Source organism: Nocardioides sp. NPDC127503, assembly GCF_040302165.1.
GTDB lineage: Bacteria > Actinomycetota > Actinomycetes > Propionibacteriales > Nocardioidaceae > Nocardioides.
This window is the reverse complement of record NZ_JBEORH010000001.1, coordinates 1-26,041: the sequence shown is the minus strand read 5'-3', so window position 1 is coordinate 26,041 and position 26,041 is coordinate 1. Positions and strand designations below refer to the sequence as shown.

The window sequence follows — 26,041 nt, the reverse complement described above, 5'->3', positions numbered from 1 at the left end:
GATGACTCAGGAGGCTCTGGGCAGCTCGACCGAGACCCGGAGCCCACCGCCGGAACGGGCGAGGACGGCGAGGTTGCCGTCGTGGGCGCGGGTGATGCTCTTGACGATCGCCAGGCCCAGGCCGACGCCGGCGTGATCGCCGTGGATGCGCTGGGTGCCTCGCTGGAACGGCTCGGTGAGCGTGGCGACGAGCTCGCGGGAGAGCTCCTCACCGGTGTTCGCGACGGTGAGGACCACGCTCCTCTCGTTCGCGCTGATCGTGACCGACACCGACCCGTCCTCGGGCAGGTTGTGGACGATCGCGTTGTGGATCAGGTTGGTCGCGACCTGCAGCAAAAGCGCCGGCGAGCCGATGACCGACGCCTGGTCTCCGGAGGTCTCGATCCGTACGCCCCGCTGCTCGGCCAGCGGCAGCAGCGTCTCGACCGCCTCCTCGGCGACCAGCGACAGGTCGACCGGCTCACGGGCGAAGGAGCGCTGGTCGGCGCGGCTGAGCACGAGGAGCGCCTCGGTGAGGTCGATCGCGCGGGAGTTGATCAGGCGCAGCCGGTCGATGAGCTCGTCGACGTCGCGGTTCGGGTCCTTGCCCGCGACGTCGAGAAGGGTCTGCGTGATCGCGAGCGGGGTACGCAGCTCGTGGGAGGCGTTGGCCGCGAACCGCTGCTGCTCGGCGACCTGCGCCTCGAGCTTCGCGAGCATGTCGTCGAAACCGTCGGCGAGCTCCCGGAACTCGTCGCCGGGGCCCTCGAGCTCGATCCGGTGCGAGAGCGAGCCGTCCGCTGCCGTACGCGTGGCCTCGGTGATCTTCCGCAGCGGCGCGAGCATCCGGCCGGCGAGGATCCAGCCTCCCACCAGCCCGAATACGACCAGGAAGCCCATCATCGTGGCCGCCCGCGGAGCGAAGGCGCGCTCCAGGTCCGAACGGTTCGGGACGAAGGGAGAACTCGGCCTCCCCGGCTGCTGCGGCAGTTCCAGCCACACCCCGTCGGGGACGTACCGCAGCAGGAAGACCCACACCACCGCGAGCAGCAGCACCCCGGTGACCACGATGACCCCGGCATAGCTGAGCGTCAGCTTGAGCCGAACGCTCATCCCCGGACGTCTAGGAATCGACATCGATCCGGTATCCGACGCCCGGCACGGTCGCGATGATCGCGGGCTCGCCGAGCCGTTTGCGCAGTGCGGAGACGGTGATGCGTACGGCATTGGTGAACGGGTCGGCGTTCTCGTCCCAGGCCCGCTCCAGCAGCTCCTCGGCGCTGACCACGCCGCCCTCGGCGGCGGCGAGCACCTCGAGGACCGCGAACTGCTTGCGGGTCAGCGCGACGTAGCGGCCGTCGCGGTAGACCTCGCGCCGGAACGGGTCGACCCGTAGGCCGGCGATCTCTCGCACCGGCGGCCGGTTGTAGGCACGCCGCCGGTCGAGCGCCCGCAGCCGAAGCACCAGCTCGCGCAGCTCGAACGGCTTGGTCAGGTAGTCGTCGGCGCCGAGCTCGAACCCGGAGGCCTTGTCGTCGAGCCGGTCGGCCGCGGTGAGCATCAGGATCGGCATCCCGGTGCCGGAGGCGACGATGCGCTTGGCGACCTCGTCGCCGGACGGCCCGGGGATGTCGCGGTCGAGCACGGCGATGTCGTAGGCGTTGACGCTCAACAGCTCCAGAGCCGTGTCCCCGTCACCGGCGATGTCGGCGGCGATCGCCTCCAGCCGCAACCCGTCCCGGATCGCTCCAGCCATCAACGGCTCGTCCTCGACCACCAGCACCCGCATGCTCTGATCCTAGGTTGATGACATATCGCCGACGTATCCGAAATGCCATACGCCCTGACGACATCTCCGCGGGTTTACTGGCACGGTGACCTTCACTGTCCGACCGATCAGCCCCGCCGAGCACCTCGACCACGTCCGGTCGCGGCGGTCGGTCAGCTTCCTGCAGACCCCGGCCTGGGCCGACGTGAAGACCGAGTGGCGCAGCGAGTCGCTGGGTTGGTACGCCGTCGACCGGCTCGCCGGGACCGGGCTGGTGCTGCACCGGCCGGTGCCGCGGCTCGGCTACACGCTGGCCTACCTGCCGTGGGGTCCCGACATCGACTGGGCCGGCGGGCTCACCGTCTGGTTCCCGCCGCTGGTCGCCTACCTCCGCTCGCAGGGAGCGTTCGCGATCCGGGTCGCTCCCCCGGTGCCCACCGACACCTGGAACGCCGCCCAGGTCAAGGAGGGCATCGCCGACCCCGAGGTCGTACGCCTCACCGACGTCCCCGGCCGACCCGACCCGGTCGGCGCCGAGGTGACGCGCTACCTCCGCGACTCCGGCTGGATCCCGCAGAACCCCAAGGACGGGTTCGGGGCGGGGCAGCCGCAGTTCACGTACGAGATCCCGCTGCGCCACCCCGACGGAACCGCCCGGTCCGAGGACGACGTGCTCGCGGGGATGAACCAGCTCTGGCGGCGCAACATCAAGAAGGCCGCCAAGGCCGGCGTCGAGATCACCACCTCCGCCGGAGGCGAGGACCTGAAGGCGTTCCACGACCTCTACGTCCACACCGCCGAGCGCGACCACTTCACCCCGCGGCCGCTGGCCTACTTCGAGAAGATGTTCACGGCGCTCGCCGCGGAGGACGGCGAGCGGATCAAGCTCTACCTGGCCTGGCACGACGGCGACCTGGTGGCCGCGACGATCTACGTCCGCGTCGGCGCCCACGCCTGGTACGCCTACGGCGCCTCCTCCACGGAGAAGCGGGACGTACGCGGCTCGAACGCCTGCCAGTGGGCGATGATCCGCGACTCGCTGGCCGCCGGCTGCGACGTCTACGACCTGCGCGGCATCACCCCGACCCTGTCCACCGACGACTCCCACGTCGGGCTGATCCAGTTCAAGGTCGGCACCGGCGGGCAGGCGGTGAGGTACGTCGGCGAGTGGGATCTGCCGCTGCGGCCGATCGTCTACCGGGCCTTCGACCTCTACATGAGGCGGCGAGGCCAGTGATGGTGAACGAATCGGGCTCGCTCACCTTCGTGGGCATCGCCCTGCTCACCGTCCTGGCTCTGCCCGTGGCGGTGCTGGCGGTGCCGGTCCTGGCGATGCTGCGCCGGGCACTCGGTGTCGCGCCGGGCCGGGCATGGCGTAGGTCGCTGGCCGAGGTCGCGATCGTCTACGGCACCGTGCCGTTCGTACTGCTGACGATGGTCCCCGGGCCGATGGCCGGGCGGGTCGACGGCAGCGTGAGCCTGGTGCCGCTCGAGGACCTGCCGACCATGACGACCGTCGGTGTCGTCGGCAACCTGCTGCTCTTCGCCGCGGCCGGCTTCTTCGGCCCGATCCGCTTCCGGGCGCTGCGCTCGGTGGGGCGAGTCCTCGCTCTCGGCGTCGCCGCCTCGGTGACGATCGAGACCCTGCAGTACACCCTCCGCCTGGACCGGGTCTCCTCCATCGACGACGTGCTCCTCAACGCCGGCGGTGCCACGCTGGCCGCGATCGTGTCGTGGCCGTGGTGGCGCCGCCGGCGATCCGTTCCGCCGACCTCAGACCAGCGCCGCGGCGACCTGGTCGAGGCGGGCTCCGCGTGAGGCCTTGACGAGCACCACGTCGCCGGGCGCGAGGTGGCTGCGCAGCCAGTCGATCGCGGAGGCGTTGTCGGGCAGGGCCACCGCCCGCTCCCCCACGCCGTCCGCGATCACTGCTGCGGCCTCGCCGACGGTGAGGATCAGGTCGGCGCGGGTCGCGGCGTACGTCCCGATCGCGTGGTGCGCGTCGCGGCTCGTCTCGCCGAGCTCGAGCATCTCGCCGAGCACGGCGATGCGGCGCCTGGCGTCGATCGAGGCGAGCGCGTCGAGACCGGCGCGGGTGGACTCGGGGTTGGCGTTGTAGGAGTCGTTGAGGAGGGTCGCGCCACTGGCGAGGGCGCGCAACTCCATCCGCCATTTCGAGATCGAGGCGGTGTTGAGCGCGGCCGCGGCCTGCTCGAGCGGAACCCCAGCGGCGAGCCCCGCCGCTGCGGCGGCCGCGGCGTTGAGGGTCCAGTGGGCACCGACGAACGGGAGAGCGACGACGGCCTCCGCGTCTGCGTGCTGAAGGGTGAACGTGGGCCGGCCGAGCCGGCCCAGGGCGAGGTCACGCACGCGTACGGTCGACCGCTCACCGGCGCCGAAGGCCAGCACCGGGCCGTCGGTGAGCTCGCCCATGGCGAGCACCCGCGGGTCGTCGGCGTGGAGCACCGCCGTGCCGCCGATCGCCATGCCCCGCACCAGCTCGCTCTTGGCCGTCGCGATGGCCTCCCGGGACCCGAACTCGCCCAGATGGGCCTGGCCGACGTTGGTCACGACGGCGATGTCCGGCGCGACCAGGCCGGTCAGCTCGGCGATGTCGCCGATGTGCCGAGCACCCATCTCCAGGACGAGGAACCTCGTGGTCGCGTCGGCGCGCAGCATGGTGAGCGGTACGCCGAGCTCGTTGTTGAACGAGCCGGAAGTTGCGACGGTCGGCGCCGCGCTCGCCAGCACCGCCTCGATCATGTCCTTGGTGCTGGTCTTGCCCTGGGAGCCGGTGACCGCGACGACGGTCATCTCGTCGCGCAGCAGTGCGATGACGTGGGCGGCCAGGCGTTGGAGCGCAGCCTGCGCGTCGTCGACGACGACCGTCGGGAGCGCCGTCGGGCGCGAGCCGAGCACGGCGACGGCACCGGCCTCGGCGGCCTGGGGTGCGTACTCGTGGCCGTCGGTGTGCTCGCCCGCGAACGCGACGAAGAGGCCGCCCGGGTCTGCCTCACGGCCGTCGATCACGGCCGGCGCGCTCACGGTCACCGAGCCGTCGCCGACGACCTTCCCGCCGACCAACGAGGCGATTTCGTCCAAGCTGAGGGGAATCATCCCCTCAGTCTTCGAAAACCCACGTTGCCGGCGCGTATCCACTAATCGATATACGGACGATAACTCCGCCCGGATCCCCGATCTACCTATCGTCGACATATCGGAAATTCCATACGGGCCCGCAACCGTTCCTGAGGTTTGCTGGCGTCGATGATCTACCACGAGCCGACCCTGACGGCGCCGACCGAGCCGATGGAGCAGACCGTGATCTCGCCGACCGTCGGGATCACGGTCTACGGCTGCGCCCCTGATGAGAGCCTTCTTTTCGATTCCCTGGCGCCTGGTCTCGGGGTCTCACTGAGGACCACGCCTGATCCCGTCACCGAGGACAATGTCGAGCTCGCGGCAGGAGACCGGTGCATCAGCGTCAGCCATAAGTCGCCGATATCGAACGAGACGCTTCTCGCGCTGCAGAAGTCCGGTGTCCGGTATATCTCGACACGAAGCGTCGGTTTCAACCACATCGATGTCGACTTCGCGGCGAGCATCGGGATAACGGTCGGAAACGTCTCCTATTCACCCGATTCCGTGGCCGACTACACGTTGATGCTGATGCTCATGTCGGTACGCCAGGCGAAGTCGACGATCCGGCGCACAGACGCCCACGACTACCGTCCGGCGGCCACGCGCGGCCGCGAGCTGCGCGACCTGACCGTCGGCGTGGTCGGGACCGGGCGGATCGGCGCGGCGGTCATCGACCGGCTGCGGGGCTTCGGCTGCGACGTACTCGCCTATGACATCCGGCCACGGCCCGCGACCGAGAGGGTCGAGCACGTCGATCTGGACACGCTGGTCGAGCGCAGCGACATCGTCACGCTGCACGCACCGCTCAGCGAGGAGTCGCACCATCTCCTCGACCGGCGGCGCATCGACCGGATGCGCCCCGGTGCGTACGTCATCAACACCGGTCGCGGAGCGCTGATCGAGACCCCGGCGCTCATCGAAGCGCTCGAGGAGGGCCGGCTGGGTGGTGCGGCCCTCGACGTCATCGAGGGCGAGGAGGGCATCTTCTACGCCGACCTCCGCGGACGCGAGATCCCCAACGGCTGGCTGGCACGGCTCCAAGAGATGCCGAATGTGCTGGTCAGCCCCCATATCGCCTACTTCACCGACCATGCCCTCACGGACACGGTCGAGAACTCCATCGTCAACTGTCGTGAATTCGAAAGCAGGTTTCCGCATGTCTAAGCTCAAGGTCGGCATCATCTTCGGTGGCGTCTTCGAGGAGCACCCCGTCTCGGTGAAGTCGGCGCAGGAGGTCGCGAAGAACCTCGACGCCGACAAGTACGAGGCCTACTGGATCGGCATCACCAAGAGCGGTGATTGGCGCCTGTGCGACGGCCCCGAGGCGAGCTGGGAGGACGGCGCGCACCGCCCGGTCGTGCTCTCCCCCGACCGCAGCGTGCACGGGCTGCTCGTCCTCGATGAGGGCAGCTACGAGACCATCCGGCTCGACGTCGTGCTCCCGGTCCTGCACGGCAAGCTCGGCGAGGACGGCGCGATCCAGGGGCTCTTCGAGCTCTCCGGGATCCCGTACGTCGGCTGCGACGTGCAGAGCTCGGCGCTGTGCATGGACAAGTCGCTCGCCTACACCGTCGTCGGCGAGGCCGGGATCCCGACGCCGAACTTCTGGATTCTCGACGCCGGCGAGTCGATCGACCCCGGCGTACTCCCCTATCCGGTCTTCGTGAAGCCGGCCCGCTCCGGGTCGTCGTTCGGGGTCAGCAAGGTGACCTCGGCCGAGGAGCTGGCCGACGCGGTGGCCACCGCGCGGCAGTACGACGAGAAGGTGCTCGTCGAGGAAGGCGTCGTCGCCGAGGAGATCGGCTGCGCCATCCTCGGCAACGGTGCCGAGCTGGTCACCGGAGAGGTCGACCACGTCGCGCTCTCGCACGGCTTCTTCAAGATCCACCAGGAGGACGCGCCCGAGACCGGCTCGGAGAACGCGACCTTCATCGTGCCGGCCGACATCCCAACCGAGGCGCAGGAGCTGGTCAAGACCGAGGCGCAGCGGGTCTACCGCGCGCTGGGCTGCCGCGGTCTGGCGCGGGTCGACATGTTCCTCAAGCCGGACGGGACCGTGGTGCTCAACGAGGTCAACACGCTGCCCGGGCTGACCTCCTACAGCCGCTACCCGCGGATGATGGCCGCGGCCGGGATCTCGATGACCGAGTTCCTCGACCGCGCGGTCACCCTGGCACTTGAAGAGAACCCGCGATGAAGGACGGCTTCGGCTTCGTCGACGAGCTCGCGCCGGGCATCCGCTGGGACAGCAAGTACGCCACCTGGGACAACTTCACCGGCAAGCCGGTCGACGGCTACCTGGTGAACCGCATCGTCGGGACCCGCGAGCTGTGCGCCGCGCTCGCCGATGCCCGGGACAAGGCGGCCGCCCTCGGGTTCGGGATCCTGCTCTGGGACGGCTACCGCCCCCAGCGCGCCGTCGACGCGTTCCTGCGCTGGGCCGAGGAGCCCTCGCCGGGCAACGACGAGCGCAAGCGAATCCACTATCCGAGGATCACCCGCCCGGAGATGTTCGAGAAGGGGTACGTCGCCACGAAGTCCGCCCACAGCCGCGGCAGCACCGTCGACCTGACCCTCTTCTCCTTGGCCACGGGGGCGCTGCTGGACATGGGCGGCGACCACGACCTGATGAACGAGATCTCCCACCACGGCGCGGCCGGGGTCTCCGAGGTCGCGGCGCGCAACCGGTCGCACCTGTGCTCGGTGATGGAGTCATGTGGGTTCAGCCGCTACGAGAACGAGTGGTGGCACTACTCGCTGATCGAGGAGCCCTACCCGGACACGTACTTCGACTTCCCGATCGGCTGACTCAGGGATTCAGCCAACCGTGGACCTTCGAGCGGTTCGCCTTCTTCCAGACGGAGGCGAACTTCTCCTCGGCGGCCTTGGCGGCGGCCTCCTCGGCTTCGAGGAACTCGCGGAGCGCGTCGTCGCGCCCGGGGATGTCCTCGATCGCCCGGATCATGACCGCGGAGTCGTTGAGGTCGCCGAGGGCCGACTGGATCGACCTGGCGGCCTCGGCGAGGCGTTCGGCGTCCTTGCCGAAGACCTCACGTAGCGACTCGGCCGTGTAGCGGGTGCGCTTGGCTTTCTTGCGCACCTCGTGGAGCTGCCGGCGCCGCTCGACCGCAGTATCGGCGCGCTCGGCGGCATCGACCGCCGCAGCCAGTCGTCGCCAGTCCCGGCGGAGCCGCTTGCGCAGCTTCTTCTTGCCCGGGGCGCTTCCTGACCAGGGAAAACCATCGGCCGCGGCGAGGGCGGCGGTCAGGGCTCGATAGCGCTCGCCGTCCAGCTCCGGCAACAGCCGGGCGCGGCCCACGGCCTGGCGCTCAGTGAGCGCGGCCCGGAGTGCGTCGACACCCGACGGTCCCGGACCGTGCTCGGCCGACCACTGCCGCAGCCGTTTGCGGAGCACCTCCGCGTCGCGTACGTCTCCCAGGAGGGCGGCCAGCCACTTCAGCTCCGCGCGGAGCGGCTCGGTCTGCTCGGTGTCGAGGAGCGGGCGGTACGTCGCCAGGACGCTGCGCAGCCTGCGTACGGTCACACGCATCTGGTGGACCGAGTCGTCCTCGTCACGCAGCACGAGCCGGCCCCAGCGGTGGAGCGCGGCCACCTGGTCGCGCCACCACTCGCCGACCGGCTCGTGTGGATGGCTCATCCCCACTGTTTTACCGTGCTACGGCGTCCAGGTCACGCTCGGTCCGTCCGGCTCCGGCATCCTCGGCGCTGTCCTGCTCGCGGTGCGGGAGCAGGGTCAGCAGCAGGCCGACCCCGGCCCAGCAGGCGAGGACGATCAGCGGCATCGTGGTTCCGGCGCCGTCGAAGAACGAGAAGCCGCGCAGCGCCGAACCGGCCGCACCCGGGGGCATCAGCTGTCCGAGCCACCCGAACGGCACCATCTCCGGTGCGGAGGTGATCCCGGAGAGCGGGTTGCCGACGAGCAGGATCAGCAGCGCGACGATGCCGACGCCTGCCGGGCCGATGAGGTGGCGCAGGCCGATGATCGGGAGCGCGACCGCGAGGATGCCGAGAGCGACGACTCCGGCATTGGCCAGGTAGTTGCCCTCCAGGGCTCCGAGCCAGCCCTGGACGACGCCGGTCATCGCGAGACCGCCGCCGATCGCGATCAGGAAGGCGGCCGCGACCCGGTCCCGGGTGCGGGTCAGTACCAGCGAGGTGATGGCGCCGGCCATGATGCCGCCGATCACCAGCGGCAGCGCGGAGGCACCGAAGACGATGCCGCGCGGGTCGTCCTCCGCGCTCGCCACGACGTCGGTCACCTGGGGCTGGGCGCCGGTCTCGGCACCCATGGCGGTGGCCATCTGGGTGAGCTGCTGAGCGACATTGGCGCTGGCCGCGGAGGCGACCAGGAACTCCGAGCCTTGGGGGCCGACGACGATCGCGCCGTACGCCTCCCGGTCCTCGATCGCCTCGACCGCCTCCTCACGGTCCGCGACGGCGGTGATCTCGAAGGCGTCCTCCCCCGCGTTGGCGGCGAGCTGGGTCTCGATCTGGGTCACCGCGGCCTCGGGGCCGGCGACGACCAACGGCAGCGACCTGGGCTCCAGCTCACTGGTGGGCCAGGCGAACGCGGAGATGAGCAACGTGAGCAAGGTGACCAGACCGAGGCTGACCCCGATCACGGCTTTGACTGACTGGGACATGACGGGTTCCCTCTCCAAAAAAACGAATGTTCATTCTCTTTGACAGACACTCTCCTCCGTCCTGTCGGATTTATCAAGAATGAATATTCGTTTTCTTTTGAGGTATGCTTCCGGTATGCCGAAGATCAGCGAGGAACACCGCGCCGAGAAGCGCCAGCAGATCATCGCGGCGACGCTGCGCTGCGTGGAGCGCGACGGCTTCCACAAGACGACGATGGCCGCGGTGGTCAAGGAGTCCGGCCTGTCCGCCGGCTCGGTCTACACCTACTTCCGCGGCAAGAGCGACATCATCCGCGTGATCGCCGAGTCGGGCCTGACGACCATCGCCCAGGCCATCACCAGCTTCACCCCCGACCCGAGCTCCGGTGAGGACACTCCCCCGCCCGAGCGGGCGATCGAGGCCGCGACCCAGCACCTCCTCGACCTCTCCGCCGAGCTCGGCGTCGACCTCCCCCGGATCGCCCTGCAGACCTGGGCCGAGGCCGCCCGCGACCCGGAGGTCCGCGAGCTGATGGCACCCGAGGCGCGCCGGATCCGGGCCGCCTGGCGCACCTACGCCGAAGGCGCCATCGAGGCCGGCCGGTTCCCCCGAGACGCCGATCCCGAGAGGATCGCGATGGTCCTCACCGGCCTGCTGCCCGGCTTCATCCTGCAGCGGCTCATGCTGGGCGACGTCACCCCGAAGGTCTACGCGGCGGGGCTCACCGACCTGCTCGGCTACTCCCAGCGAGCGACCCAGTAACGGACCCCGAAGGGGTCGTCGTCGTAGTCGACCGCCACCGTGCCGACGCTGCGCAGCAGGTCTGCCGCCTCCACGATCGGGCCGACGTCGGCCCAGAGCTCATCGGCCAGCCCGAGGTCGAGCGCGCCGAGCGCCTCGGGGTCGGGCGTGACCAGCGCCTTGCCGAGCGCCTCGTCGAACCCGACGGCCCGCGGGTCGAGGTGGCCCGGTGCCTTCTCGCTGCGGCGGGCCGAGCCGTTGCCGACGATCAGGTACGCCGCTTCGCCGCTGGTCACCGGAGCCGTGCCGACCTCGGCCAGCAGCGAGGAGGCCACCCGGGCCCCCTGCGTACCAGCGATCACGCGTACGTCCTCGCCCAGCCAGGCCACCGCGGCCAGGCAGGCCGAGCGGAGCTCGTGGACGGGGTCGTCGAGCGAGGCGTACTCCGGCAGCAGCGCCAGGCATCCGGGAACCAGCGCCACTCGAGTCACTGCAGTCCCCTGATCGCTCGCTTCGGGCGACGCCGGCCGGCGATCGTCCAGACCATGTCGACGGTCTGCCGGGTCTCCTGCACCTGGTGGACACGGTAGATGCGGGCGCCGGCCAGCGCGCAGACCGAGGTCGCGGCCAGGGTGCCGAGGAGGCGCTCTCCGACCGGTTGGTCGAGCGCCTCCCCCACGAAGTCCTTGTTGGAGAGCGAGACCAGCACCGGCCAGCCGGTCGCGACCATCTCGCCGAGCCGGCGGGTGATCTCGAGGGAGTGGAAGGTGTTCTTCCCGAAGTCGTGGGCCGGGTCGATCACGATCGAGTCCTTGGCGACGCCGGCGTCCAGGGCCCGTTGGGCGTAGCCGAGGGTCGAGTCGATCGCGTCGCGGACCACGTCGTCGTACTCGATCCGGTAAGGCCGTGTCCGCGGTGTCACGCCTCCGGTGTGGGTGCACACGATCGCGGCGCCGTGGGCCGCGGCGACGTCGACGAGCTCCGGGTCGGCCCCGCCCCAGGCGTCGTTGATGACGTCGGCGCCGGCCGCGCACACCGCGTCGCCGACCTCGGCGCGCCAGGTGTCCACCGAGATCACCAGCGCCGGGAACTCCTCGCGCACCCGGGCGACGAAGTCGACCACGCGGGCCTTCTCCTCCGCGGCGTCGATCTCGGCCCCGGGGGCTGCCTTGATCCCGCCGATGTCGACGATCTCCGCGCCTTGGGAGGCCACCAGCCGTACCCGCTCGAAGGCTGCGTCCTCGGCCCAGGTCGCACCCTTGTCGAAGAACGAGTCCGGGGTGCGGTTGACGATCGCCATCATCAGCGCCTCGTCATCACCGAAGGCTTGTCGTCCCAGGCGCAGCATCAGGCGACCATACCGCCCGGGATGTCGCGCACCGGCGGCCGCTCCAGGAGGCTCACGGAGCGGTCGACGACCTTGGTCGAGCCGTCGATCGGGATGTACTGCCGCATCTCGACGTCGTCGCCCGCCGGACCCGTGCCGAGGCGGCGCGACATCATGCCCACGATCTGGGTCGCCATCAGGCCGAGGTCGAAGAGGTCCTGGTGGCTGTGGTCGCGCTGGCCGAGGTCGACCTGGGCGATCGCGTCCATGCCGCGCGTGTCCAGCGTGTCGATGAGGGCGGCGAGCTCCACGCCGTAGCCGGTCGGGACGCGCAGCCGCTCGAACAGCGAGCGCCGGATCGACCACTCCCCCGCCAGCGGCTGGATCAGGTCTCGCAGCGGCCTGCGGTGGAGGGCCAGCAGCGGGCGGGCGACGAGCTCGGTGACCCGGCCGCCGTCGAGACCGTGTTCTCCCGGACGCCGGTAGAAGCCCTTGACCAGCTCGATCGTCGGATTGTTGACAAGGGGGCCGACGAGGCCGCGTACGAAATGTGTGTCCCACTCGGTCAGGTCGGCGTCCATGAAGACGATCAGCTCACCGGTGGTGACGAACTGCGACTTCCACATCGCCTCGCCCTTGCCGGGGTAGGAACCGAGCTCGGGCCGGATCGCGGCCGAGGCGTAGACGTCGGCGCCGGCGTCGGCGGCGATCCTCGCGGTGTCGTCGGAGGAGTCGGAGTCGATGACGACGAGCTCGTCGACCAGGTCCGAGGTCTCCATCAGGCTGGTACGCAGCTTGTCGACCAGGCCGCCGACGGTCGCGGCCTCGTTGCGAGCGGGCACCACGAGGCTCACCCGCTGCCCCTGTTTGGCCGCGACGAGGTCGGCCAGCGACCAGTCGTCCCAGTGATGGGTGTTGCTCTCCGACCACGACATGTCCAAACCCTATCGACGGTGTCCTCGAACACCGGACCGATACCCGATCCGTCCGGTTCCCAGTCGTCGCTACTGCGCGTCGTCGTGCGAGCGCGCGAAGGTGAGAGTCTCGTCGGTGGCGCCGTTCATCCAGACGTCCTGGCAGGCCTGCGCCATCTCCTCGAGGCCGTCGACGACCGTGCCGAAGACGTTGCCCGGCACCCAGCCCTGGTCGCCGTTGATGAGCAGGTTGTTGCGGCCGTAGAAGAGGGCGAGGTCGACGATCTCGGTCATCTCTCCCGGCCCGCGGTCCTCCGGGTAGCCGTAGGACGGGTTGCCGAGGTCGTCGGAGGAGAAGGCGAAGTAGCACAGGTCGCCGGGGATCGGGGTGACCGTCGTGTTCTCCTTGCCGGGTTCCTTCGCGGCGAAGGCGGGCACCAGGTTGTAGATCTCGTTGCGGGCGTACTTGCCGTGGAAGACCTGTCCGCTCAGCGGCAGTGCGTCCCACACGGCGCCGGCGGTGCGTGGCGCCTCCTCGTCGAGCAGGCGGGCGAGGCAGGAGACGCCGCGGCGCTCCAGGGTGACGGTGATGTAGCGGCTCATCGGGCTCCTCGAGGATTGTCGACAGGTCGGACGAACAGCTCACCGCTGGCCCGCTCGTAGGCCCGCGCCGCTCGCAGCACCCGGGCGTCGTCGTGGCGGGCACCGACGATCTGGAGGCCGACGGGCAGACCCTCCTCGGTGGTGCCGCAGGGCACGCTCGCCGCCGGCTGCTGGGTCATGTTGAAGGGGTAGGTGTACGGCGTCCAGCTCGGCCACCACTGCGAGGGCCAGCCCTTCGGCGCCTGCAGCCCCCGCTCGAAGGCGGTGATCGGCATGGTCGGGGTGACCAGCAGGTCGTACGTCTCGTGGAAGCGCCCCATCAACCGGCCGAGGTCCATCCGTACCGCGGTGGCGTCCAGGTAGTCGGCCGCGGAGCCGCGGCCCTTGGTCTCGATGCCCTCGCGCAGCAGCGGGTCGATCTTCTCGATCGCACCGGGCGGATAGGCGTCGATGACCTTCGCCGCGCCGCAGAACCAGAGCACGTCGAACGCCTCGACCGGGTCGGTGAAACCTGGGTCGACCTCCTCGACCTGGGCGCCCGCGGACTCGAGCACGGCGACCGCCTCGCGGACCAGCCGTTCGACCTCGGGGTCGTTCTCGACGTAGCCGAGCGTGGGTGAGAACCCGATCCTCAGCCCTTCGACACCGTCGTCCAGGCCGGCCAGGAAGGAGGCACCCGGCGCCGGCATCGCCGACCAGTCGCGGGAGTCGAAGCCGGCGATCACGTCGAGCAGCGCGGCCGCGTCGGTCACGGTCCTGGTCATCGGACCGGCGTGCGAGAGGGTGCCGAAGGGGCTGGCGGGATAGAGCGGGATCAGTCCGTAGGTGGGCTTGATCGTCACCGTGCCGGTGAAGGAGGCCGGGATCCGTACCGAGCCGCCCCCGTCGGTGCCGAGCGCCCACGGGCCCATGCCGAGACCGACCGCCGTCGCGGCGCCGCCGCTGGAGCCGCCCGAGGTCAGGCTCGCGTCCCAGGGGTTGCCGGTGGAGCCGTAGCGGAGCGAGTCGGTGACGCCCTTCCAGGCGAACTCGGGCGTCGTCGTCTTCCCGGTGATCACTGCGCCGGCCTCGCGCAGTCGCGCGACCGCGGGGGCATCCTCCGGCCACGGCCCGGCCTCGTCGATGAGCCAGGTGCCGCGGATTGTCGGCAATCCTGCGGTCCACAGGATGTCCTTGACCGAGGTCGGTACGCCGTCGGCGCTGCCGAACTGGTGCCCGGCTCGCCATCGCTCGGTGGAGGCGGTCGCCTGCGCCAGCGCGCCGTCGGGGTCGACCCGGACGAACGCGTTCACCGCGGGGTCACGTTCCTCGATCGTGTCGAGCACCGACCGTGTCGCGTCGAGCGGGGTGAAGGCGCCCGAGCGATAGCCGGCCACGAGCTCGGCGGCGGTCAGGGCGCTGAGGTCGGATCCGGACACGCTCTTCGGGTCGGTCATCGGGTCGGTCATGGCCTCTCCCCCTGCTCCGCGGCGACGAAGCCGCGCTGCTTGTCGACGACGTTCAGCAGTGGCTCGCCGCTCAGCCAGCGCCGTGCGTTGTCGACGAACTGGTCCGCCAGCGCCTCCCGCCAGCCCTCGTAGTCGCCGGACATGTGTGCCGAGACCGCCACGCCCGGCATCGTCCACAGCGGGCTCTCGGCCGGCAGCGGCTCGACCTCGAAGACGTCCAGGGACGCCGCCTCGACCGGGCCGTCTCGGAGCGCGGAGACGAGCGCGGCCTCGTCGACGATCTGCCCGCGGCCGACGTTGACCAGGTGACTGCCCGGCTTCATCGCGGCGAGCACGTCTTCGCTGATCAGGCCACGGGTCTTGTCGGTCAGCGGGGCCGTGATGACGACGTGGTCGGCCCAGCCGACGTGCGCGGCCAGATCGGCGCTGGCGACGACCTCACCGAAGTCGGGATCACCGCTACGGGCGGTGCGGCCGGCGCCGCGGACGTCCATCCCGGCCGCGCGCAGGAGCCGGGCCGTCTCGCGACCGATCGCGCCGGTGCCGACCACGAGCGCGGTCTCGGCACTGATCAGCCGAGTCTCGCGGCGAAGCCACTTCCGGGTCGACTGCAGCTCATGGCTGAGGTGAATGTCCTTGGCCACGGCCAGGATCGAGCCGAGCACGAACTCCGCCATCGCCCGGTCGAAGATCCCGCGGGCGTTGGTGACGACCACCTCGGAGGCGACCAGTTCCGGAAAGAGCAGCTTGTCGACCCCGGCGGCGGCGACATGGAGCCAGCGCAGCGAGCCGGCGCTCGGCCAGGCGTCACGGACAGCCTCGGAGAAGTAGTCCCACAGCAGCAGCGCCTCGGCTCCGCGAAGCGCGTCGGGCAGGCCCGCGGCATCGGTGTAGGTGAGCTCGGCATCCGCCTCGAGGCGCTCCATCCCGGCGGGTCTGCCGCCGTCGGGCGGACAGAGGATCGTGATCGCGGGGCGCCGGGACGTCTCCAAGAAAAATCCTCCGTCGCATCGACACACCTTCGCAATAATCCGAGACTACGCTAGGAAAGCAGATTGAAGATTGTCAACAATCTTAGCGAGGTGCGATGTACCCGACGGTACGCATCGCCGTGGTCGTTCCCCATGACATGGTGCTCGACCACGAGCTGTGGCGGTGGGCCCCGGCCGACACCTGCCTGCTCTTCAACCGGACGCCCTTCACCGACCGGGCGGTCACCCTCGAGATGGCTGAGGAGATCAGCGAGACCGCGGTCGTCGAACAGGCCGTACGCGACCTCTCGGCCGCCGATCCCCATGCCTACGTCTACGCCTGCACCTCCGGCAGCTTCGTCCACGGCCGGCACGGCGAGCGCCGGCTGACCGCGGCGATGCACCGCGCCGGTGGTGCTCCCGCGATCACCACCTCCGGCGCCGTGCTGGAGTCGCTGGCCGCTCTCGGCGTCTCCAGGGTCGCGGTCGCCACGCCCTACGACGTCGCGCTCGCCGCCCGGTTCGCCGGCTTCCTGGCCGAGGCCGGAGTCACCGTGGTGAGCGCCGGCGACCTCGGGTTGGGCCACCACATCTGGGAGGTTCCCTACGAGACCACGCTCGAACTGGTGCGGGCGGCCGACACCGACGCCGCCGAGGCGGTCGTCGTCTCGTGCACGAACCTGGCGACGTACGACATCATCGGCCGGCTCGAGGCAGAGCTCGGGAAGCCGGTCATCTCCGCCAACCGCGCGACCATGGAGGCTGCGCTGCGGCTGGTCGGCCGCACCCCGCCGACCGCCGAGCACCTGTGGGGGCAAGCCTCATGACCCGGCCGCCGGTCATCGGGCTGCTCTATCCCGGCTACGCAGCCGAGGACGACTTCCCCGCACTCGAGAACGCGCTCGGCGGTGAGGTCTGGCTGCCCCTGGTCCATACCTCCATGGGACGCGACGAGCACACCGTCGAGGCGCTCCTCGACACCGGCTCCGCGGCCAGGCTCGCCCAAGGCGCCGACGCGATCGCGGTGCACTCCCCCGACGCGGTGATGTGGGCGTGCACGTCGGGGAGCTTCGTCTACGGCTGGGACGGTGCCGCGGCCCAGGCGGCCGCGATCAGCGAGCGACTCGGCGTCCCAGCCTCGTCGACCTCGATCGCGTTCGTCGAGGCGGCCCGGGCGCTCGAGCTCGGGAAGGTCGCCGTCGCCGCCTCCTACCCCGAGGATCTGGCCGGACACTTCAGCTCCTTCCTGGCGGCGGGCGGGATCGACGTGGTCTCCTTCGGTGCCAGTGGAATCTTCACCGCCGTCGACGCCGGCCGTCTCGGTCCGGACGCGGTCCTGGAGATGGCCGTGGCCGTCGACGTTCCCGAGGCCGAGGCGGTCCTCGTTCCTGACACCGCGCTGCACACGCTGACCAGCATCGATACGTTGGAGAAAGAGCTCGGGAAACCCGTGCTGACGGCCAACCAGGTGACCGTCTGGGAGGGCCTGCGACTCGCCGGGAGCCCCCGCCCCCTGCCCGGGCTCGGAGCCCTGTTCGGGTAGCCTCGCGGCTTTATGTAAACCTCCCGCCACACCCTGCGTCACCATCGCCGCGCCCTAGCCAGGGCGCACAGACAGCGCTAACGTGGCGCAAATTGTTGACAAACCTACAGTCAACACTGCGGGTCAAACGCGGTCCCCAGCCATCAATCACACCGAGCAGGTGAGAAGAAATGTCAGGAACCCCAACCATCCCCTCCAACGAGGCACAACCCGACAAATCGAAGCTTCGAAGAGCCATCACCGGCTCAGCGGTCGGCAATGCGACCGAGTGGTTCGACTACGGCGCCTTCGCCTACGTCGCGACCGAGATCACCGCCAACTTCTTCCCGGAGTACGGGTTCGCCGGCACTGCTCTGACCTTCGCGATCTCGTTCATCCTGCGACCGCTCGGCGGCCTCTTCTGGGGCCCCCTCGGCGACCGCATCGGGCGTCAGCGCGTCCTCGCGATGACGATCATCCTGATGGCGGGCGCCACCTTCCTGGTCGGCTGCCTGCCGACGTACGACTCGGTCGGCATCTGGGCCGTGGTTCTGCTCGTGCTGCTCCGGGTGATCCAGGGATTCTCGACCGGCGGCGAGTACGGCGGCGCTGCGACGTACATGGCCGAGTGCGCACCCGACAAGAAGCGCGGGTTCTACGGCAGCTTCCTGGAGTTCGGCACGATCGTCGGCTTCACCGCCGCCATCGCCGTCGTCTTCACCACCGAGTCGATCATCGGTGACGCGGCGATGACCGAGTGGGGCTGGCGCATCCCGTTCCTGATCGGTGGCCCGATCGGCCTCATCGGCCTCTACATCCGGACCAGGCTCGAGGAGACCCCGGTCTTCCAGGAGCTCGAGACGCAGGACGCGGTCGAGGGCGGTGCCGGGGCCGCGCTGAAGGATCTCTTCTCGCTGTTCTGGAAGCCGATCCTCACCCTGATCGGCTTGGTCGCCGCGCTCAACATCGCCAACTACACCCTGCTGGCCTACATGGCGACCTACCTGCAGGAGGAAGCCGGCTTCAGCAGCTCGGACGCCGACCTGCTGGTCATCTTCGGACAGATCGCGATGCTGGTCTTCCTGCCGATCGCCGGTGCGCTCTCGGACAAGGTCGGCCGCAAACCGATGTGGGGCGGCTCCTTCATCGGCCTGATCGTGCTGTCGGTGCCGATGTTCCTCCTGATCGGTCAGGGCTTCTGGCCCGCGGTCCTCGGGTTCACCGTGCTGGGCATCGTCTACGTCGCCCAACTCGCGACGATCTCGGCGACCTTCCCGGCGATGTTCCCCTCGCAGGTGCGCTACGGCGGCATGGCGATCGGCTACAACATCTCCACCGCTGCCTTCGGTGGCACTGCCCTGTACGTCAACAACGCCCTGATCGGCGCGACTGGCGACGTGCTGATGCCGGCGTACTACATGATCGCCGGATCCGTGGTCGGCCTGATCGCGCTCTTCTTCGTCGTCGAGACGGCGGGCAAGTCGATCCGAGGCACCGAGATCCCGGGTACGCCGGAGTCCGAGGCGGAGCTCGCCGAGCTCGACAAGGCCCAGACCCTCTGACCGGCAGCTGCTGACGAGCGGGCCGAGCGCGTCACTCGTGCCCGGCCCGCTCGCTGGTCTTTCCGTCCCGCGACCCTGGCCACATGCAATGATTGTCAACAATCAAACTCTTTCTCGGTGACCTATCGGAGACCACGTTGACAGTGACATCGAGCTTCGAACCCGTGCACAGAGAGTCGACGGCCTCGGTCATCGCTCGCCAGCTGCGCACGGCGATCATGGAGCGCACCCTGCAGCCCGGTGCACAGCTGAGCGAGACCGCGCTCTCGGCGCAGTTCGGCGTCAGCCGCGGCCCGCTGCGCGAGGCGATGCAGCGCCTCGTCCAGGAGGGCCTGCTCCGCAGTGAGCCCAACCGCGGGCTCTTCGTGATCGAGCTCGACGAGGCCGACATCCGAGACATCTACGTGGCCAGGGCAGCCGTCGAAGGTGCCGCCGCCACGATGATCGCTAAGGCGCGGATCCCCGCGGCGCTGCGTGAGCTGCGCGCCGCCTGCGACGCGATGTCCAAGTCCCTCGAGCTGGGCGACCCGGCGAAGCTGAGCGATGCCGACTTCCGCTTCCACGACGTACTCGTACAGTGCTCCGGAAGCCGGCGCCTGGCCCGGATGCACCAGACCCTGATCGTCGAGACGCGGATGTGCCTGACCGCACTGGAGGGCACCTACCAGCAGCCTCTCGAGCTGGTCGAGGAGCACATCCAGATCGTCGACGCCATCGAGGCCGGCGACGTCAAGCTGACCCTCAAGCGCGTCGAGCTGCACATGGACGAAGCGCTGCGGCGCCTGATCCACGCCGAGGACAACGACGAGGGCTACGTCTAGACCGGATCACGCCTGGGTCACATCGCGATCCCGACGTACTTGGTCTCGAGGAACTCCTCGATCCCGGTACGCCCGCCCTCCCGCCCCAGTCCCGAGGCCTTGACGCCGCCGAAGGGGGCGGCGGGGTTGGAGACCACGCCCTGGTTGAGTCCGACCATGCCGGACTCGAGCGCCTCGGCGACCCGTAGGCCGCGGCGCAGGTCGTTGGTGAAGACGTAGTTGACCAGGCCGTACTCGGTGTCATTGACCGCCTCGACCACCTCGTCCTCGGTGTCGAACGGGGTCAGCGGCGCGACCGGGCCGAAGATCTCCTCGCTGCCCATCTTCGCGGACGCGGGGACTCCGGTGAGCACGGTCGGCGGGTAGAAGTAGCCGGGCCCGTCGGGGGCGGTGCCGCCGGTCAGCACCCGCGCGCCGCCGGCCACGGCGTCGTCCACAAGGGTCTGCACCTTCTCCCTGGCCGCCTCGTCGATGAGCGGCCCGACGCGTACGCCCTCCTCTACGCCACGACCCACGGGCAGCTCGGACATCGCCTTGGCGAGCCGCTCGCCGAACGCCTCGATGACCGAGCGCTGGACGTAGATCCGGTTGGCGGCCGTGCACGCCTCCCCCGTGTTGCGCATCTTCGCGGCCATCGCGCCCGCGACCGCCTCGTCGATGTCGGCGTCCTCGAAGACGACGAAGCCGGCGTTGCCGCCGAGCTCCATGGAGGTACGCAGCACCTTCTCCGCGCTCTGGCCGAGCAGCACCCGCCCGACCGCGGTGGAACCGGTGAAGGAGAGCTTGCGGATCACGCCGGAGCGCAGCAGCGGCTCGGTCAGCTCACCCGGCCGGGTCGTCGGCAGAATGTTGACAACCCCGTCGGGCACGCCGGCCTCGCGAAGGATCTCCCCCAGCGCCAGCATCGAGAGCGGCGTCTGCTGGGCGGGTTTGATGATGCTCGTGCAGCCGGCCGCGATCGCCGGCCCGATCTTGCGGGTCCCCATCGCCATCGGGAAGTTCCACGGCGTGATCAGCAGCGCGGGGCCGACCGGCTGCTTCGTGATGAGGAACCGGGAGCCGCCGGCGGGCGCGGTCTGGTAGCCGCCCTCGATCCGCACCGCCTCCTCGGCGAAGTGACGGAAGAACTCCGCGGCGTACGCGATCTCGCCGCGCGCCTCGGCCAGCGGCTTGCCCATCTCGAGCGTCATCAGCAGCGCGAGGTCCTCGATCCGCTCGTGCAGGAGGTCGAACGCGGCCATGAGCATGTCGGCCCGGGCGCGCGGCGCAGTCGCGGCGAACTCCTTCTGCGCGCCCGCCGCGGCATCGAGCGCACGGCGGCCGTCCTCGGGGGTCGCGTCGGCGACCGCGCACAGCGTCTCCCCCGTCGACGGGTCGAGCACGTCGAAGGTCGCGCCGTCGCTCGCATCCACCCACTGACCTGCGACAAGGAGCCCCTTCGGCACCTCCGCCACGACCCGTGCCTCGTTCGGTTCTCCGCCCATCCCGCATCAGCCTCCAAGGTCAGCATTCGACTGTCCTACTGACAGCCGTCGAACGCTCGCCTACTGTAGTAGCCAGTCGGATTGTCGACAATCAACAGGAGTCCACGGTGGCCAAGCTCTCCCCCATCCTCAAGCAGGCAACCCCGGTCGTGGCGGCTCGCGGCGAAGGCGTCCAGCTCTTCGACGAGGACGACCGCCGCTATCTCGACTTCACCGCCGGCATCGGCGTGACGAGCACCGGCCACAGCCATCCGAAGGTCGTCGAGGCCACCCAGCGCCAGATCGCCAACCTGGTCCATGGGCAGTACACGACGGTCAGGCACCGCCCTCTCCTCGACCTGGTCGACCGGCTGGGACCCGTGCTCCCCGAAGGACTCGACAGTCTCTTCTTCGCCAACTCCGGCTCCGAGGCCGCCGAGGCCGCGATCCGCCTTGCCCGGCAGGCCACCGGTCGCCCCAACATCGTCGTCTTCCACGGCGGCTTCCACGGTCGGACCGTCGCGGCCGCCTCGATGACCACCTCGGGCACCAAGTTCCGCGCCGGCTTCAGTCCGCTGATGGCCGGCGTCGTGGTCTCCCCCTTCCCCGACGCACCCCACTTCGGCTGGCCGCAGGAGCAGGCGACCGAGTTCGCGCTGCGCCAGCTCGACTACACGCTGCAGACCCAGAGCGCCCCAGCCGACACGGCCGCGTTCCTCGTCGAGCCGGTCCTCGGCGAGGGCGGCTACGTACCCGCCGACGAGACCTTCCTCGCCGGCCTGCGCGAGCGTGCCGACAGGCACGGCATCCTGCTCATCATCGACGAGGTGCAGACCGGCTTCGGCCGCACCGGCGAGTTCTGGGGACACGACCACTTCGGCGTACGTCCCGACATCATCATGACCGCCAAGGGCCTCGCCTCCGGGTTCCCGCTATCCGCGATCGCGGCGAGCGAGGCGCTGATGTCGAAGGCCTGGCCCGGCTCGCAGGGCGGCACCTACGGCGCCAACGCCGTCGCCTGCGCCGCAGCCCTGGCGACCCTCGACGTCATCGAGGAGGAGGGTCTGGTGAAGAACGCCGCCGAGCGCGGCGCCGAGCTCCGCTCCGCCCTCGAGCAGGTCGCGAGCAAGCACGAGGCGATCACCGACGTACGCGGCCTCGGGCTCATGCTCGGCAACGAGTTCCGCACCCCTGACGGCGAGCCGGACGGCGCGACCGCCGCCGCGGCCCAGCAGGAGGCTGCTCGGCGCGGCCTGCTGCTGCTCACCTGCGGCGCCTGGGGCCAGGTCGTGCGGTTCATCCCCGCCCTCGTCGTCGACTCCGCGTCCATCGACGAGGCGGCCGGCCTCTGGGACCAGTCCGTCGACGCCGTCCTCGGCTGACCGCACGGATCACGCGATGACGTACGACCTCGAGCGACTGCTCCGCTGGGAGGAGGCCGGCGCGACCTGGGAGGCGATCTGGCCGCGCGCCGGTGAGGTGACCATCGTGCTGTGCACCTGCGACAGCGGCGAGGAGGTCGACCGCTACACCTCGGCAGCGCCCGACCTCCTCGAGCACGTGCGGACCCAGGGCAGCACCGAGTCCTGATAACTGGTTGCCCGCGGCGTACGCGCTCTCGAATGATGGGCGGATGACTCCCACCGAGGTGTGGCCGCTGTTCGGCCTGGTGATCCGGACCCCGCGCCTGGAGCTGCGGCTGCCGACCGACCTCGAGCTCGCGCAGCTGGCACAGGTCGCTGCCGACGGCGTCCACGAGCCGACACAGCGGCCGTTCCTGACCCCGTGGGCCGAGCGGCCACCGCTGGAGCGGGCCCGCCACGTGATGCGCGGCGCCTGGTCCAGCCGGGGCGAGTGGAAGCCCGACGACTGGAGCCTGGGGCTGGCCGCCTTCCTCGACGACGACCCGATCGGGGTCGTATGGGTCTCGGCGACCGAGTTCGCCACCCGACGCGAGGTCACCACCGCGTCCTGGCTCGGCCTGCGACACCACCGCCGCGGCTTCGGCACCGAGGCCCGCCTCGGCGCCCTCACCCTGGTCTTCGACCATCTCGGCGGCGCCTACGCCACCTCCGAGGCCTTCCCCGACAATGCCGCCTCCGTCGGGGTGTCGACCAGGCTCGGCTACGAGCCCGACGGCATCTCCCGCGACGTACGGGACGGTGAGGTGCTCGTCTCCCACCGCCTCCGGCTCGGCCGGGAACGGTGGGAGCTCAACGATCGCAGCGAGATCGAGGTCAGCGGCCTGGAGCCGTGCCTGCCCCTGTTCGGCGCGTCATAGGAACCGCTCAGCTCAGGAAGCAGAAGACGAAGACGGCCGCGCACAGGACCAGCGACAACGTGGCGTTGAGGGCGAGGTTGCGGCCGAAATCGCGGGCCCGGATGTGGGCCGAGACGGCGAGCACGAAGTAGACCACCAGCGCCGCGCTGGTCAGCGCCCCGACGTACGGCACCCACAGCCCGGCGATCAGGCCGGCGGTGGCGGCGACCTTGACCCACGGCATCACCGGCCACAGGGCCCGCGGCAGCCCGACGTCGGTGAAGCACTGGGCGATGAAGCTGACCGGCTTGAAGCACATCGCCGCGTCGCCGATCTGGATCACCGCGAGCAGCACGACCGGCCACCACGGGTCCGGACGTTCGTTGACGTACGCCGCGACGACCCCTCCAAGATCCGACTGCGCCGCCGCGTACATCCCGGTGGCGACGAGCGTGGCCAGTGAGAGCGCGAGACCACCGGCCGCGCGGCCCAGGCTCCGGTCCCCCGCCCGCAGGTGCGCCCCGATCGCGAGCACGAAGAAGACGACGAACCCGGCGGCCGCGACGATCCCGACCGCCGGGACCGCGAGACCGACGAGCAGCCCCAGGAAGCCCAGCGCGTAGGACGCCCCGATCGGGAACCTCAGCCATTCCAGCGGCACCGAGAGCCGTTGGGCCTCGGTCACCGGTATCCGATGACCGGTCAGGTTGAGCACCGCCCCGCCGAGCGCGGCGATCGAGGCGATGAGCGTCAGGGTGAGATAGGTAGCCGTCATGGTCATCCAGACACCAGCGGCCCCGCGGCTGTGACGCCTACCTGCTCAGCAGCCCCGCGATCGCGCCGAGCCCCGCGAGCCCGGCATCACGGACCGCCACCACGGGGCCGTTCTCGACCTGGCCGAGCACGCCGACCAGCCGGGACGCCCGCACCAGCCGAGAGGTCGCGGGCCGCCGGGTCCGGTCGTACGCCACCAGCGCACTCTCGACGCGAGCATGGCCGGCGAGCTGCGCGGCCAGAACGGCGGCGTCCTCGATCGCGGCACAGGCGCCCTGACCGAGGTTGGGGGTCGTCGCGTGCGCGGCGTCGCCGAGGAGCACGACCCGCCCGTGGTCGAACCGCTTCAGCGGCAGCCGCAGGTCACAGATGTCCCCACGGAGAACGGCGCTCGGCGGCGTCGCCGCCAACAGCTGCGGGATCGGGTCGTGCCAGTCGCCCACGAGCGCGGTGACGTCGGCGTGATGGTTCCCGCCGGTCTCCCCCTCCGGCCGGTTGGCGGTGACGAACCAGTAGGTCCGGCCATCCACCAGCGGCGCGTAGCCGACGCGCACCCCGGTCCCCCAGGTCTCCCCGCCCGTCGTCGACGCATTACCCGGCACCGGCTCCGCGGTGACGCCGCGGTAGGCGGTGTAGCCGGCATAACGTACGTCCTCGCGCTGGTGCAGCTCGTTCCTGATCGTGCTGCGGATCCCGTCGGCGGCGACCACCACGTCGGCCGGGCCGCGGGCGTCGACGTCGTCGAGATCAGCCAGGCAGGTGACGGTCACCCCGGTGCGTACCTCGACCTCGTCGCGCGTCTCCAGCTCGCCCACCAGCGCCTCGTGCAGCCGGGCCCGATGCACCATCACCGGTGTCCGTTCGACGGCGTCGGCACCCACCTTCGCCAACCAGCGCCCGTCGGGCCGCCGCAGTCCCGCCTGGATCGCCGGCCGGGTCCCGTCCACGAGGCGATCCGCGACCCCGAGGTCGGCAAGGATCTTCCACGCCCGCGGCCAGATCGAGAGTCCGGCGCCGACCTCGCCCAGCTCCGGCGCGCGTTCCAGTACGGTCACCTGCCATCCCACCCGGGACAGCGCGAGCGCCGCGGTGAGCCCTCCGATCCCCGCACCGACCACCAGGGCACTCCGCCTGCTCGTCGATCCATTCACGACGCGCAATCTAGCCGACGTCGCCGACCTGGCCCGGGCCGACGAGGTCGTACGTCACCACCGCACCCTCGGCGTCCAGTCTGCGCCCGGGATGCCGCCCTGCGGCAGGGTGAAGGTGTATCCCTCGGCAAGCTTCTCCGGGAGCACCGTCTCGACCGCGTCGACGGTGTTCTCGCGGTTGCCACCACCGTCGTGGGCCAGGGCCACCGCGCCGGGCTGGATCGCCGCGCGGAGGTTGCTCGCCAGCGTCTCCTCGGACAGGTCGTTGCCGTCCCAGTCGAAGATCACGTTGCCCAGCCCGAGCGGCTGCATGCCGAGGGACGCGGCGACCTCTCCGGTGTTGCCCCAGCTGCCGTTGGGAGCCCGGAAGTAGGGCACCTTCTGAGCCGGGTCTCCCAGCACCTCTCGGATCGTCGCGAGGTTGGCCTTGAGATCCCGCTCGACCTGGGCGTGCGACCAGCTGCCCATGTCGGCGTAGGAAGTGGAGTGGTTACACAGCGTGTGGCCCGCGGCGACGATGCGGCTGAGGATCTCGGCGCCGCCGGGGGCAGTGATGTTCTGGCCGATGACACAGAACACCGCGGTGACCTGGTGAGTCGCCAGAATCTCCAGCAGGCGATCCGTCTCGCCGGGGTTTGGGCCGTCGTCGAAGGTGAGGGCGGCAACGTTGCCCGTGCCCCTGGCGGCGGCGAGCGGCGTCGACGTCGGACGGACCGCGCCTCCCGGCTGCCAGCCGCTGCTCCGTACAGTCATGGCGGCTCCTTCGAAATCGTTATCGAACACGATCGAGGCGTGGCTCATCCGTGTCAAGGGTCAAGTCGTTCCCGCAAGGCTGAGTACTCGCACTCATGCGCCCCGCAGCACGATCAGCGAGGCTGGAGACATGAAGCTCCTCGTACGCCTCGCCGTGATCCTCGGCGGCAGCCTCCTGTTCTCGATCGTGATGACCAAC

General features: G+C 70.1%; 29 protein-coding genes. 14 read left to right on the top strand and 15 right to left on the bottom strand.

Going from position 1 to position 26,041, the window contains the following annotated elements; all coding sequences use genetic code 11:
• Positions 1-6 precede the first annotated feature (6 nt).
• A complete protein-coding gene (locus ABTW65_RS00145; protein ID WP_350657731.1) occupies positions 7-1,092 on the bottom strand; it encodes a sensor histidine kinase in 1,086 nt (361 codons plus the stop codon).
• Positions 1,093-1,102: 10 nt separating this feature from the next.
• Complete coding sequence (locus tag ABTW65_RS00140) at positions 1,103-1,768, bottom strand: response regulator transcription factor (RefSeq protein ID WP_141804182.1); 666 nt, start codon at positions 1,766-1,768, stop codon at positions 1,103-1,105.
• 85 nt (positions 1,769-1,853) lie between these two features.
• Between ABTW65_RS00140 and ABTW65_RS00135 the strand changes: the two genes are divergently transcribed.
• Together ABTW65_RS00135 and ABTW65_RS00130 are read left to right on the top strand one after the other, a co-directional pair.
• Complete coding sequence (locus tag ABTW65_RS00135) at positions 1,854-2,984, top strand: lipid II:glycine glycyltransferase FemX (RefSeq protein WP_350657730.1); 1,131 nt, start codon at positions 1,854-1,856, stop codon at positions 2,982-2,984.
• Positions 2,984-3,565: a VanZ family protein gene (locus tag ABTW65_RS00130; RefSeq protein ID WP_350657729.1), complete on the top strand. Its 582-nt coding sequence runs from the start codon at positions 2,984-2,986 to the stop codon at positions 3,563-3,565. Before ABTW65_RS00135 ends, ABTW65_RS00130 begins: the two co-directional genes overlap by 1 nt.
• Here the strand turns inward: ABTW65_RS00130 and ABTW65_RS00125 are convergent.
• The gene (locus ABTW65_RS00125) at positions 3,521-4,864 is read right to left on the bottom strand and encodes a UDP-N-acetylmuramoyl-tripeptide--D-alanyl-D-alanine ligase (protein WP_350657727.1); all 1,344 of its coding nucleotides are present in this window, start codon (positions 4,862-4,864) and stop codon (positions 3,521-3,523) included. The genes ABTW65_RS00130 and ABTW65_RS00125 overlap by 45 nt on opposite strands.
• Positions 4,865-5,056: 192 nt before the next feature.
• Between ABTW65_RS00125 and ABTW65_RS00120 the strand changes: the two genes are divergently transcribed.
• Genes ABTW65_RS00120 through vanX form a run of 3 tightly spaced genes read left to right on the top strand, consistent with a single transcriptional unit; the run spans position 5,057 to position 7,696 of the window.
• Complete coding sequence (locus tag ABTW65_RS00120; protein ID WP_502890539.1) at positions 5,057-6,052, top strand: D-isomer specific 2-hydroxyacid dehydrogenase family protein; 996 nt, start codon at positions 5,057-5,059, stop codon at positions 6,050-6,052.
• Complete coding sequence (gene vanA / locus ABTW65_RS00115) at positions 6,045-7,085, top strand: D-alanine--(R)-lactate ligase (protein ID WP_350657726.1); 1,041 nt, start codon at positions 6,045-6,047, stop codon at positions 7,083-7,085. Before ABTW65_RS00120 ends, vanA begins: the two co-directional genes overlap by 8 nt.
• The gene (gene vanX, locus ABTW65_RS00110) at positions 7,082-7,696 is read left to right on the top strand and encodes a D-Ala-D-Ala dipeptidase VanX (protein ID WP_350657725.1); all 615 of its coding nucleotides are present in this window, start codon (positions 7,082-7,084) and stop codon (positions 7,694-7,696) included. The genes vanA and vanX overlap by 4 nt, the downstream gene beginning before the upstream one ends.
• A gap of 1 nt (position 7,697) precedes the next feature.
• Here the strand turns inward: vanX and ABTW65_RS00105 are convergent, their stop codons facing one another.
• Positions 7,698-8,546 (bottom strand): CHAD domain-containing protein, encoded by an 849-nt coding sequence (locus ABTW65_RS00105; RefSeq protein ID WP_350657724.1) that lies wholly within the window; start codon positions 8,544-8,546, stop codon positions 7,698-7,700.
• Positions 8,547-8,556: 10 nt separating this feature from the next.
• Positions 8,557-9,552 (bottom strand): hypothetical protein, encoded by a 996-nt coding sequence (locus ABTW65_RS00100; RefSeq protein ID WP_350657723.1) that lies wholly within the window; start codon positions 9,550-9,552, stop codon positions 8,557-8,559.
• A 115-nt stretch (positions 9,553-9,667) separates the two neighbouring features.
• Between ABTW65_RS00100 and ABTW65_RS00095 the strand changes: the two genes are divergently transcribed.
• Positions 9,668-10,294 carry a TetR/AcrR family transcriptional regulator gene (locus ABTW65_RS00095; protein WP_350657722.1) on the top strand — a complete coding sequence of 209 codons (627 nt, stop codon included), beginning with the start codon at positions 9,668-9,670 and terminating at the stop codon, positions 10,292-10,294.
• On the opposite strand, the gene ABTW65_RS00090 is transcribed toward ABTW65_RS00095, so the two are convergent.
• From ABTW65_RS00090 to ABTW65_RS00065, 6 genes are all read right to left on the bottom strand, one after another.
• On the bottom strand, positions 10,270-10,764 hold the full coding sequence (locus ABTW65_RS00090) for a class III extradiol ring-cleavage dioxygenase family protein (protein WP_350657721.1): 495 nt from the start codon (positions 10,762-10,764) through the stop codon (positions 10,270-10,272). The two genes, ABTW65_RS00095 and ABTW65_RS00090, sit on opposite strands and share 25 nt — an antisense overlap.
• Complete coding sequence (gene folP / locus ABTW65_RS00085) at positions 10,761-11,621, bottom strand: dihydropteroate synthase (protein ID WP_350657720.1); 861 nt, start codon at positions 11,619-11,621, stop codon at positions 10,761-10,763. Before folP ends, ABTW65_RS00090 begins: the two co-directional genes overlap by 4 nt.
• Positions 11,621-12,535 carry a glucosyl-3-phosphoglycerate synthase gene (locus ABTW65_RS00080; RefSeq protein WP_350657719.1) on the bottom strand — a complete coding sequence of 305 codons (915 nt, stop codon included), beginning with the start codon at positions 12,533-12,535 and terminating at the stop codon, positions 11,621-11,623. The genes folP and ABTW65_RS00080 overlap by 1 nt, the downstream gene beginning before the upstream one ends.
• 69 nt (positions 12,536-12,604) lie before the next feature.
• The gene (locus tag ABTW65_RS00075; protein WP_350657718.1) at positions 12,605-13,117 is read right to left on the bottom strand and encodes a DUF3830 family protein; all 513 of its coding nucleotides are present in this window, start codon (positions 13,115-13,117) and stop codon (positions 12,605-12,607) included.
• Positions 13,114-14,565 carry an amidase gene (locus tag ABTW65_RS00070; protein ID WP_350657717.1) on the bottom strand — a complete coding sequence of 484 codons (1,452 nt, stop codon included), beginning with the start codon at positions 14,563-14,565 and terminating at the stop codon, positions 13,114-13,116. The genes ABTW65_RS00075 and ABTW65_RS00070 overlap by 4 nt, the downstream gene beginning before the upstream one ends.
• Positions 14,562-15,557: a D-2-hydroxyacid dehydrogenase gene (locus tag ABTW65_RS00065; RefSeq protein WP_350657716.1), complete on the bottom strand. Its 996-nt coding sequence runs from the start codon at positions 15,555-15,557 to the stop codon at positions 14,562-14,564. The genes ABTW65_RS00070 and ABTW65_RS00065 overlap by 4 nt, the downstream gene beginning before the upstream one ends.
• 95 nt (positions 15,558-15,652) lie before the next feature.
• Between ABTW65_RS00065 and ABTW65_RS00060 the strand changes: the two genes are divergently transcribed.
• The 4 genes from ABTW65_RS00060 to ABTW65_RS00045 all read left to right on the top strand — a co-directional run bounded on the left by ABTW65_RS00060 (position 15,653) and on the right by ABTW65_RS00045 (position 19,441).
• The gene (locus ABTW65_RS00060; RefSeq protein WP_350657715.1) at positions 15,653-16,363 is read left to right on the top strand and encodes a maleate cis-trans isomerase family protein; all 711 of its coding nucleotides are present in this window, start codon (positions 15,653-15,655) and stop codon (positions 16,361-16,363) included.
• Positions 16,360-17,079, top strand: a complete 720-nt coding sequence (locus tag ABTW65_RS00055) for a maleate cis-trans isomerase family protein (protein WP_350657714.1) — start codon at positions 16,360-16,362, stop codon at positions 17,077-17,079. Before ABTW65_RS00060 ends, ABTW65_RS00055 begins: the two co-directional genes overlap by 4 nt.
• 170 nt (positions 17,080-17,249) lie before the next feature.
• Positions 17,250-18,620 (top strand): MFS transporter, encoded by a 1,371-nt coding sequence (locus tag ABTW65_RS00050; RefSeq protein WP_350657713.1) that lies wholly within the window; start codon positions 17,250-17,252, stop codon positions 18,618-18,620.
• Between the two features lie 164 nt (positions 18,621-18,784).
• On the top strand, positions 18,785-19,441 hold the full coding sequence (locus ABTW65_RS00045) for a GntR family transcriptional regulator (RefSeq protein ID WP_350657712.1): 657 nt from the start codon (positions 18,785-18,787) through the stop codon (positions 19,439-19,441).
• 17 nt (positions 19,442-19,458) lie between these two features.
• On the opposite strand, the gene ABTW65_RS00040 is transcribed toward ABTW65_RS00045, so the two are convergent.
• A complete protein-coding gene (locus tag ABTW65_RS00040; RefSeq protein WP_350657711.1) occupies positions 19,459-20,925 on the bottom strand; it encodes an NAD-dependent succinate-semialdehyde dehydrogenase in 1,467 nt (488 codons plus the stop codon).
• A 107-nt stretch (positions 20,926-21,032) separates the two neighbouring features.
• On the opposite strand from ABTW65_RS00040, the gene ABTW65_RS00035 reads away from it, so the two are divergent.
• From ABTW65_RS00035 to ABTW65_RS00025, 3 genes are read left to right on the top strand one after another with little or no spacing between them, the layout of a single operon-like run.
• Positions 21,033-22,286 carry an aspartate aminotransferase family protein gene (locus ABTW65_RS00035; RefSeq protein ID WP_350657710.1) on the top strand — a complete coding sequence of 418 codons (1,254 nt, stop codon included), beginning with the start codon at positions 21,033-21,035 and terminating at the stop codon, positions 22,284-22,286.
• A gap of 16 nt (positions 22,287-22,302) precedes the next feature.
• Positions 22,303-22,494 carry a hypothetical protein gene (locus ABTW65_RS00030; RefSeq protein ID WP_350657709.1) on the top strand — a complete coding sequence of 64 codons (192 nt, stop codon included), beginning with the start codon at positions 22,303-22,305 and terminating at the stop codon, positions 22,492-22,494.
• A 43-nt stretch (positions 22,495-22,537) separates the two neighbouring features.
• Positions 22,538-23,185, top strand: a complete 648-nt coding sequence (locus tag ABTW65_RS00025) for a GNAT family N-acetyltransferase (RefSeq protein ID WP_350657708.1) — start codon at positions 22,538-22,540, stop codon at positions 23,183-23,185.
• Positions 23,186-23,192: 7 nt separating this feature from the next.
• Here ABTW65_RS00025 and ABTW65_RS00020 read toward each other — a convergent pair whose 3' ends face one another.
• Genes ABTW65_RS00020 through ABTW65_RS00010 form a run of 3 tightly spaced genes read right to left on the bottom strand, consistent with a single transcriptional unit; the run spans position 23,193 to position 25,842 of the window.
• Positions 23,193-23,945 carry a DoxX family protein gene (locus tag ABTW65_RS00020; protein WP_350657707.1) on the bottom strand — a complete coding sequence of 251 codons (753 nt, stop codon included), beginning with the start codon at positions 23,943-23,945 and terminating at the stop codon, positions 23,193-23,195.
• A 31-nt stretch (positions 23,946-23,976) separates the two neighbouring features.
• Positions 23,977-25,089 carry an FAD-dependent oxidoreductase gene (locus tag ABTW65_RS00015; protein ID WP_350657706.1) on the bottom strand — a complete coding sequence of 371 codons (1,113 nt, stop codon included), beginning with the start codon at positions 25,087-25,089 and terminating at the stop codon, positions 23,977-23,979.
• Between the two features lie 54 nt (positions 25,090-25,143).
• Entirely contained in the window at positions 25,144-25,842 is a 699-nt protein-coding gene (locus ABTW65_RS00010) for a polysaccharide deacetylase family protein (RefSeq protein WP_350657704.1), read from the bottom strand.
• Between ABTW65_RS00010 and ABTW65_RS00005 the strand changes: the two genes are divergently transcribed.
• Positions 25,841-26,041 (top strand): hypothetical protein (locus tag ABTW65_RS00005; RefSeq protein ID WP_350657703.1); only part of this gene is annotated, 201 nt, incomplete at its 3' end. The genes ABTW65_RS00010 and ABTW65_RS00005 overlap by 2 nt on opposite strands.

Excerpts from the sequence above, each read along its gene's own strand:
- ABTW65_RS00120 (WP_502890539.1), top strand. The coding sequence starts at position 5,057 with ATGGAGCAGACCGTGATCTCGCCGACCGTCGGGATCACGGTCTACGGC.
- ABTW65_RS00080 (WP_350657719.1), bottom strand. The coding sequence starts at position 12,535 with ATGTCGTGGTCGGAGAGCAACACCCATCACTGGGACGACTGGTCGCTG.
- ABTW65_RS00140 (WP_141804182.1), bottom strand. The coding sequence starts at position 1,768 with ATGCGGGTGCTGGTGGTCGAGGACGAGCCGTTGATGGCTGGAGCGATC.
- vanA (WP_350657726.1), top strand. The coding sequence starts at position 6,045 with ATGTCTAAGCTCAAGGTCGGCATCATCTTCGGTGGCGTCTTCGAGGAG.
- ABTW65_RS00040 (WP_350657711.1), bottom strand. The coding sequence starts at position 20,925 with ATGGGCGGAGAACCGAACGAGGCACGGGTCGTGGCGGAGGTGCCGAAG.
- ABTW65_RS00105 (WP_350657724.1), bottom strand. The coding sequence starts at position 8,546 with ATGAGCCATCCACACGAGCCGGTCGGCGAGTGGTGGCGCGACCAGGTG.
- ABTW65_RS00030 (WP_350657709.1), top strand. The coding sequence starts at position 22,303 with ATGACGTACGACCTCGAGCGACTGCTCCGCTGGGAGGAGGCCGGCGCG.
- ABTW65_RS00060 (WP_350657715.1), top strand. The coding sequence starts at position 15,653 with ATGTACCCGACGGTACGCATCGCCGTGGTCGTTCCCCATGACATGGTG.
- ABTW65_RS00125 (WP_350657727.1), bottom strand. The coding sequence starts at position 4,864 with ATGATTCCCCTCAGCTTGGACGAAATCGCCTCGTTGGTCGGCGGGAAG.
- ABTW65_RS00070 (WP_350657717.1), bottom strand. The coding sequence starts at position 14,565 with ATGACCGACCCGATGACCGACCCGAAGAGCGTGTCCGGATCCGACCTC.
- ABTW65_RS00025 (WP_350657708.1), top strand. The coding sequence starts at position 22,538 with ATGACTCCCACCGAGGTGTGGCCGCTGTTCGGCCTGGTGATCCGGACC.
- ABTW65_RS00075 (WP_350657718.1), bottom strand. The coding sequence starts at position 13,117 with ATGAGCCGCTACATCACCGTCACCCTGGAGCGCCGCGGCGTCTCCTGC.
- ABTW65_RS00100 (WP_350657723.1), bottom strand. The coding sequence starts at position 9,552 with ATGTCCCAGTCAGTCAAAGCCGTGATCGGGGTCAGCCTCGGTCTGGTC.
- ABTW65_RS00055 (WP_350657714.1), top strand. The coding sequence starts at position 16,360 with ATGACCCGGCCGCCGGTCATCGGGCTGCTCTATCCCGGCTACGCAGCC.
- ABTW65_RS00010 (WP_350657704.1), bottom strand. The coding sequence starts at position 25,842 with ATGACTGTACGGAGCAGCGGCTGGCAGCCGGGAGGCGCGGTCCGTCCG.
- ABTW65_RS00095 (WP_350657722.1), top strand. The coding sequence starts at position 9,668 with ATGCCGAAGATCAGCGAGGAACACCGCGCCGAGAAGCGCCAGCAGATC.
- ABTW65_RS00050 (WP_350657713.1), top strand. The coding sequence starts at position 17,250 with ATGTCAGGAACCCCAACCATCCCCTCCAACGAGGCACAACCCGACAAA.
- folP (WP_350657720.1), bottom strand. The coding sequence starts at position 11,621 with ATGCTGCGCCTGGGACGACAAGCCTTCGGTGATGACGAGGCGCTGATG.
- ABTW65_RS00130 (WP_350657729.1), top strand. The coding sequence starts at position 2,984 with ATGGTGAACGAATCGGGCTCGCTCACCTTCGTGGGCATCGCCCTGCTC.
- ABTW65_RS00145 (WP_350657731.1), bottom strand. The coding sequence starts at position 1,092 with ATGAGCGTTCGGCTCAAGCTGACGCTCAGCTATGCCGGGGTCATCGTG.
- vanX (WP_350657725.1), top strand. The coding sequence starts at position 7,082 with ATGAAGGACGGCTTCGGCTTCGTCGACGAGCTCGCGCCGGGCATCCGC.
- ABTW65_RS00020 (WP_350657707.1), bottom strand. The coding sequence starts at position 23,945 with ATGACCATGACGGCTACCTATCTCACCCTGACGCTCATCGCCTCGATC.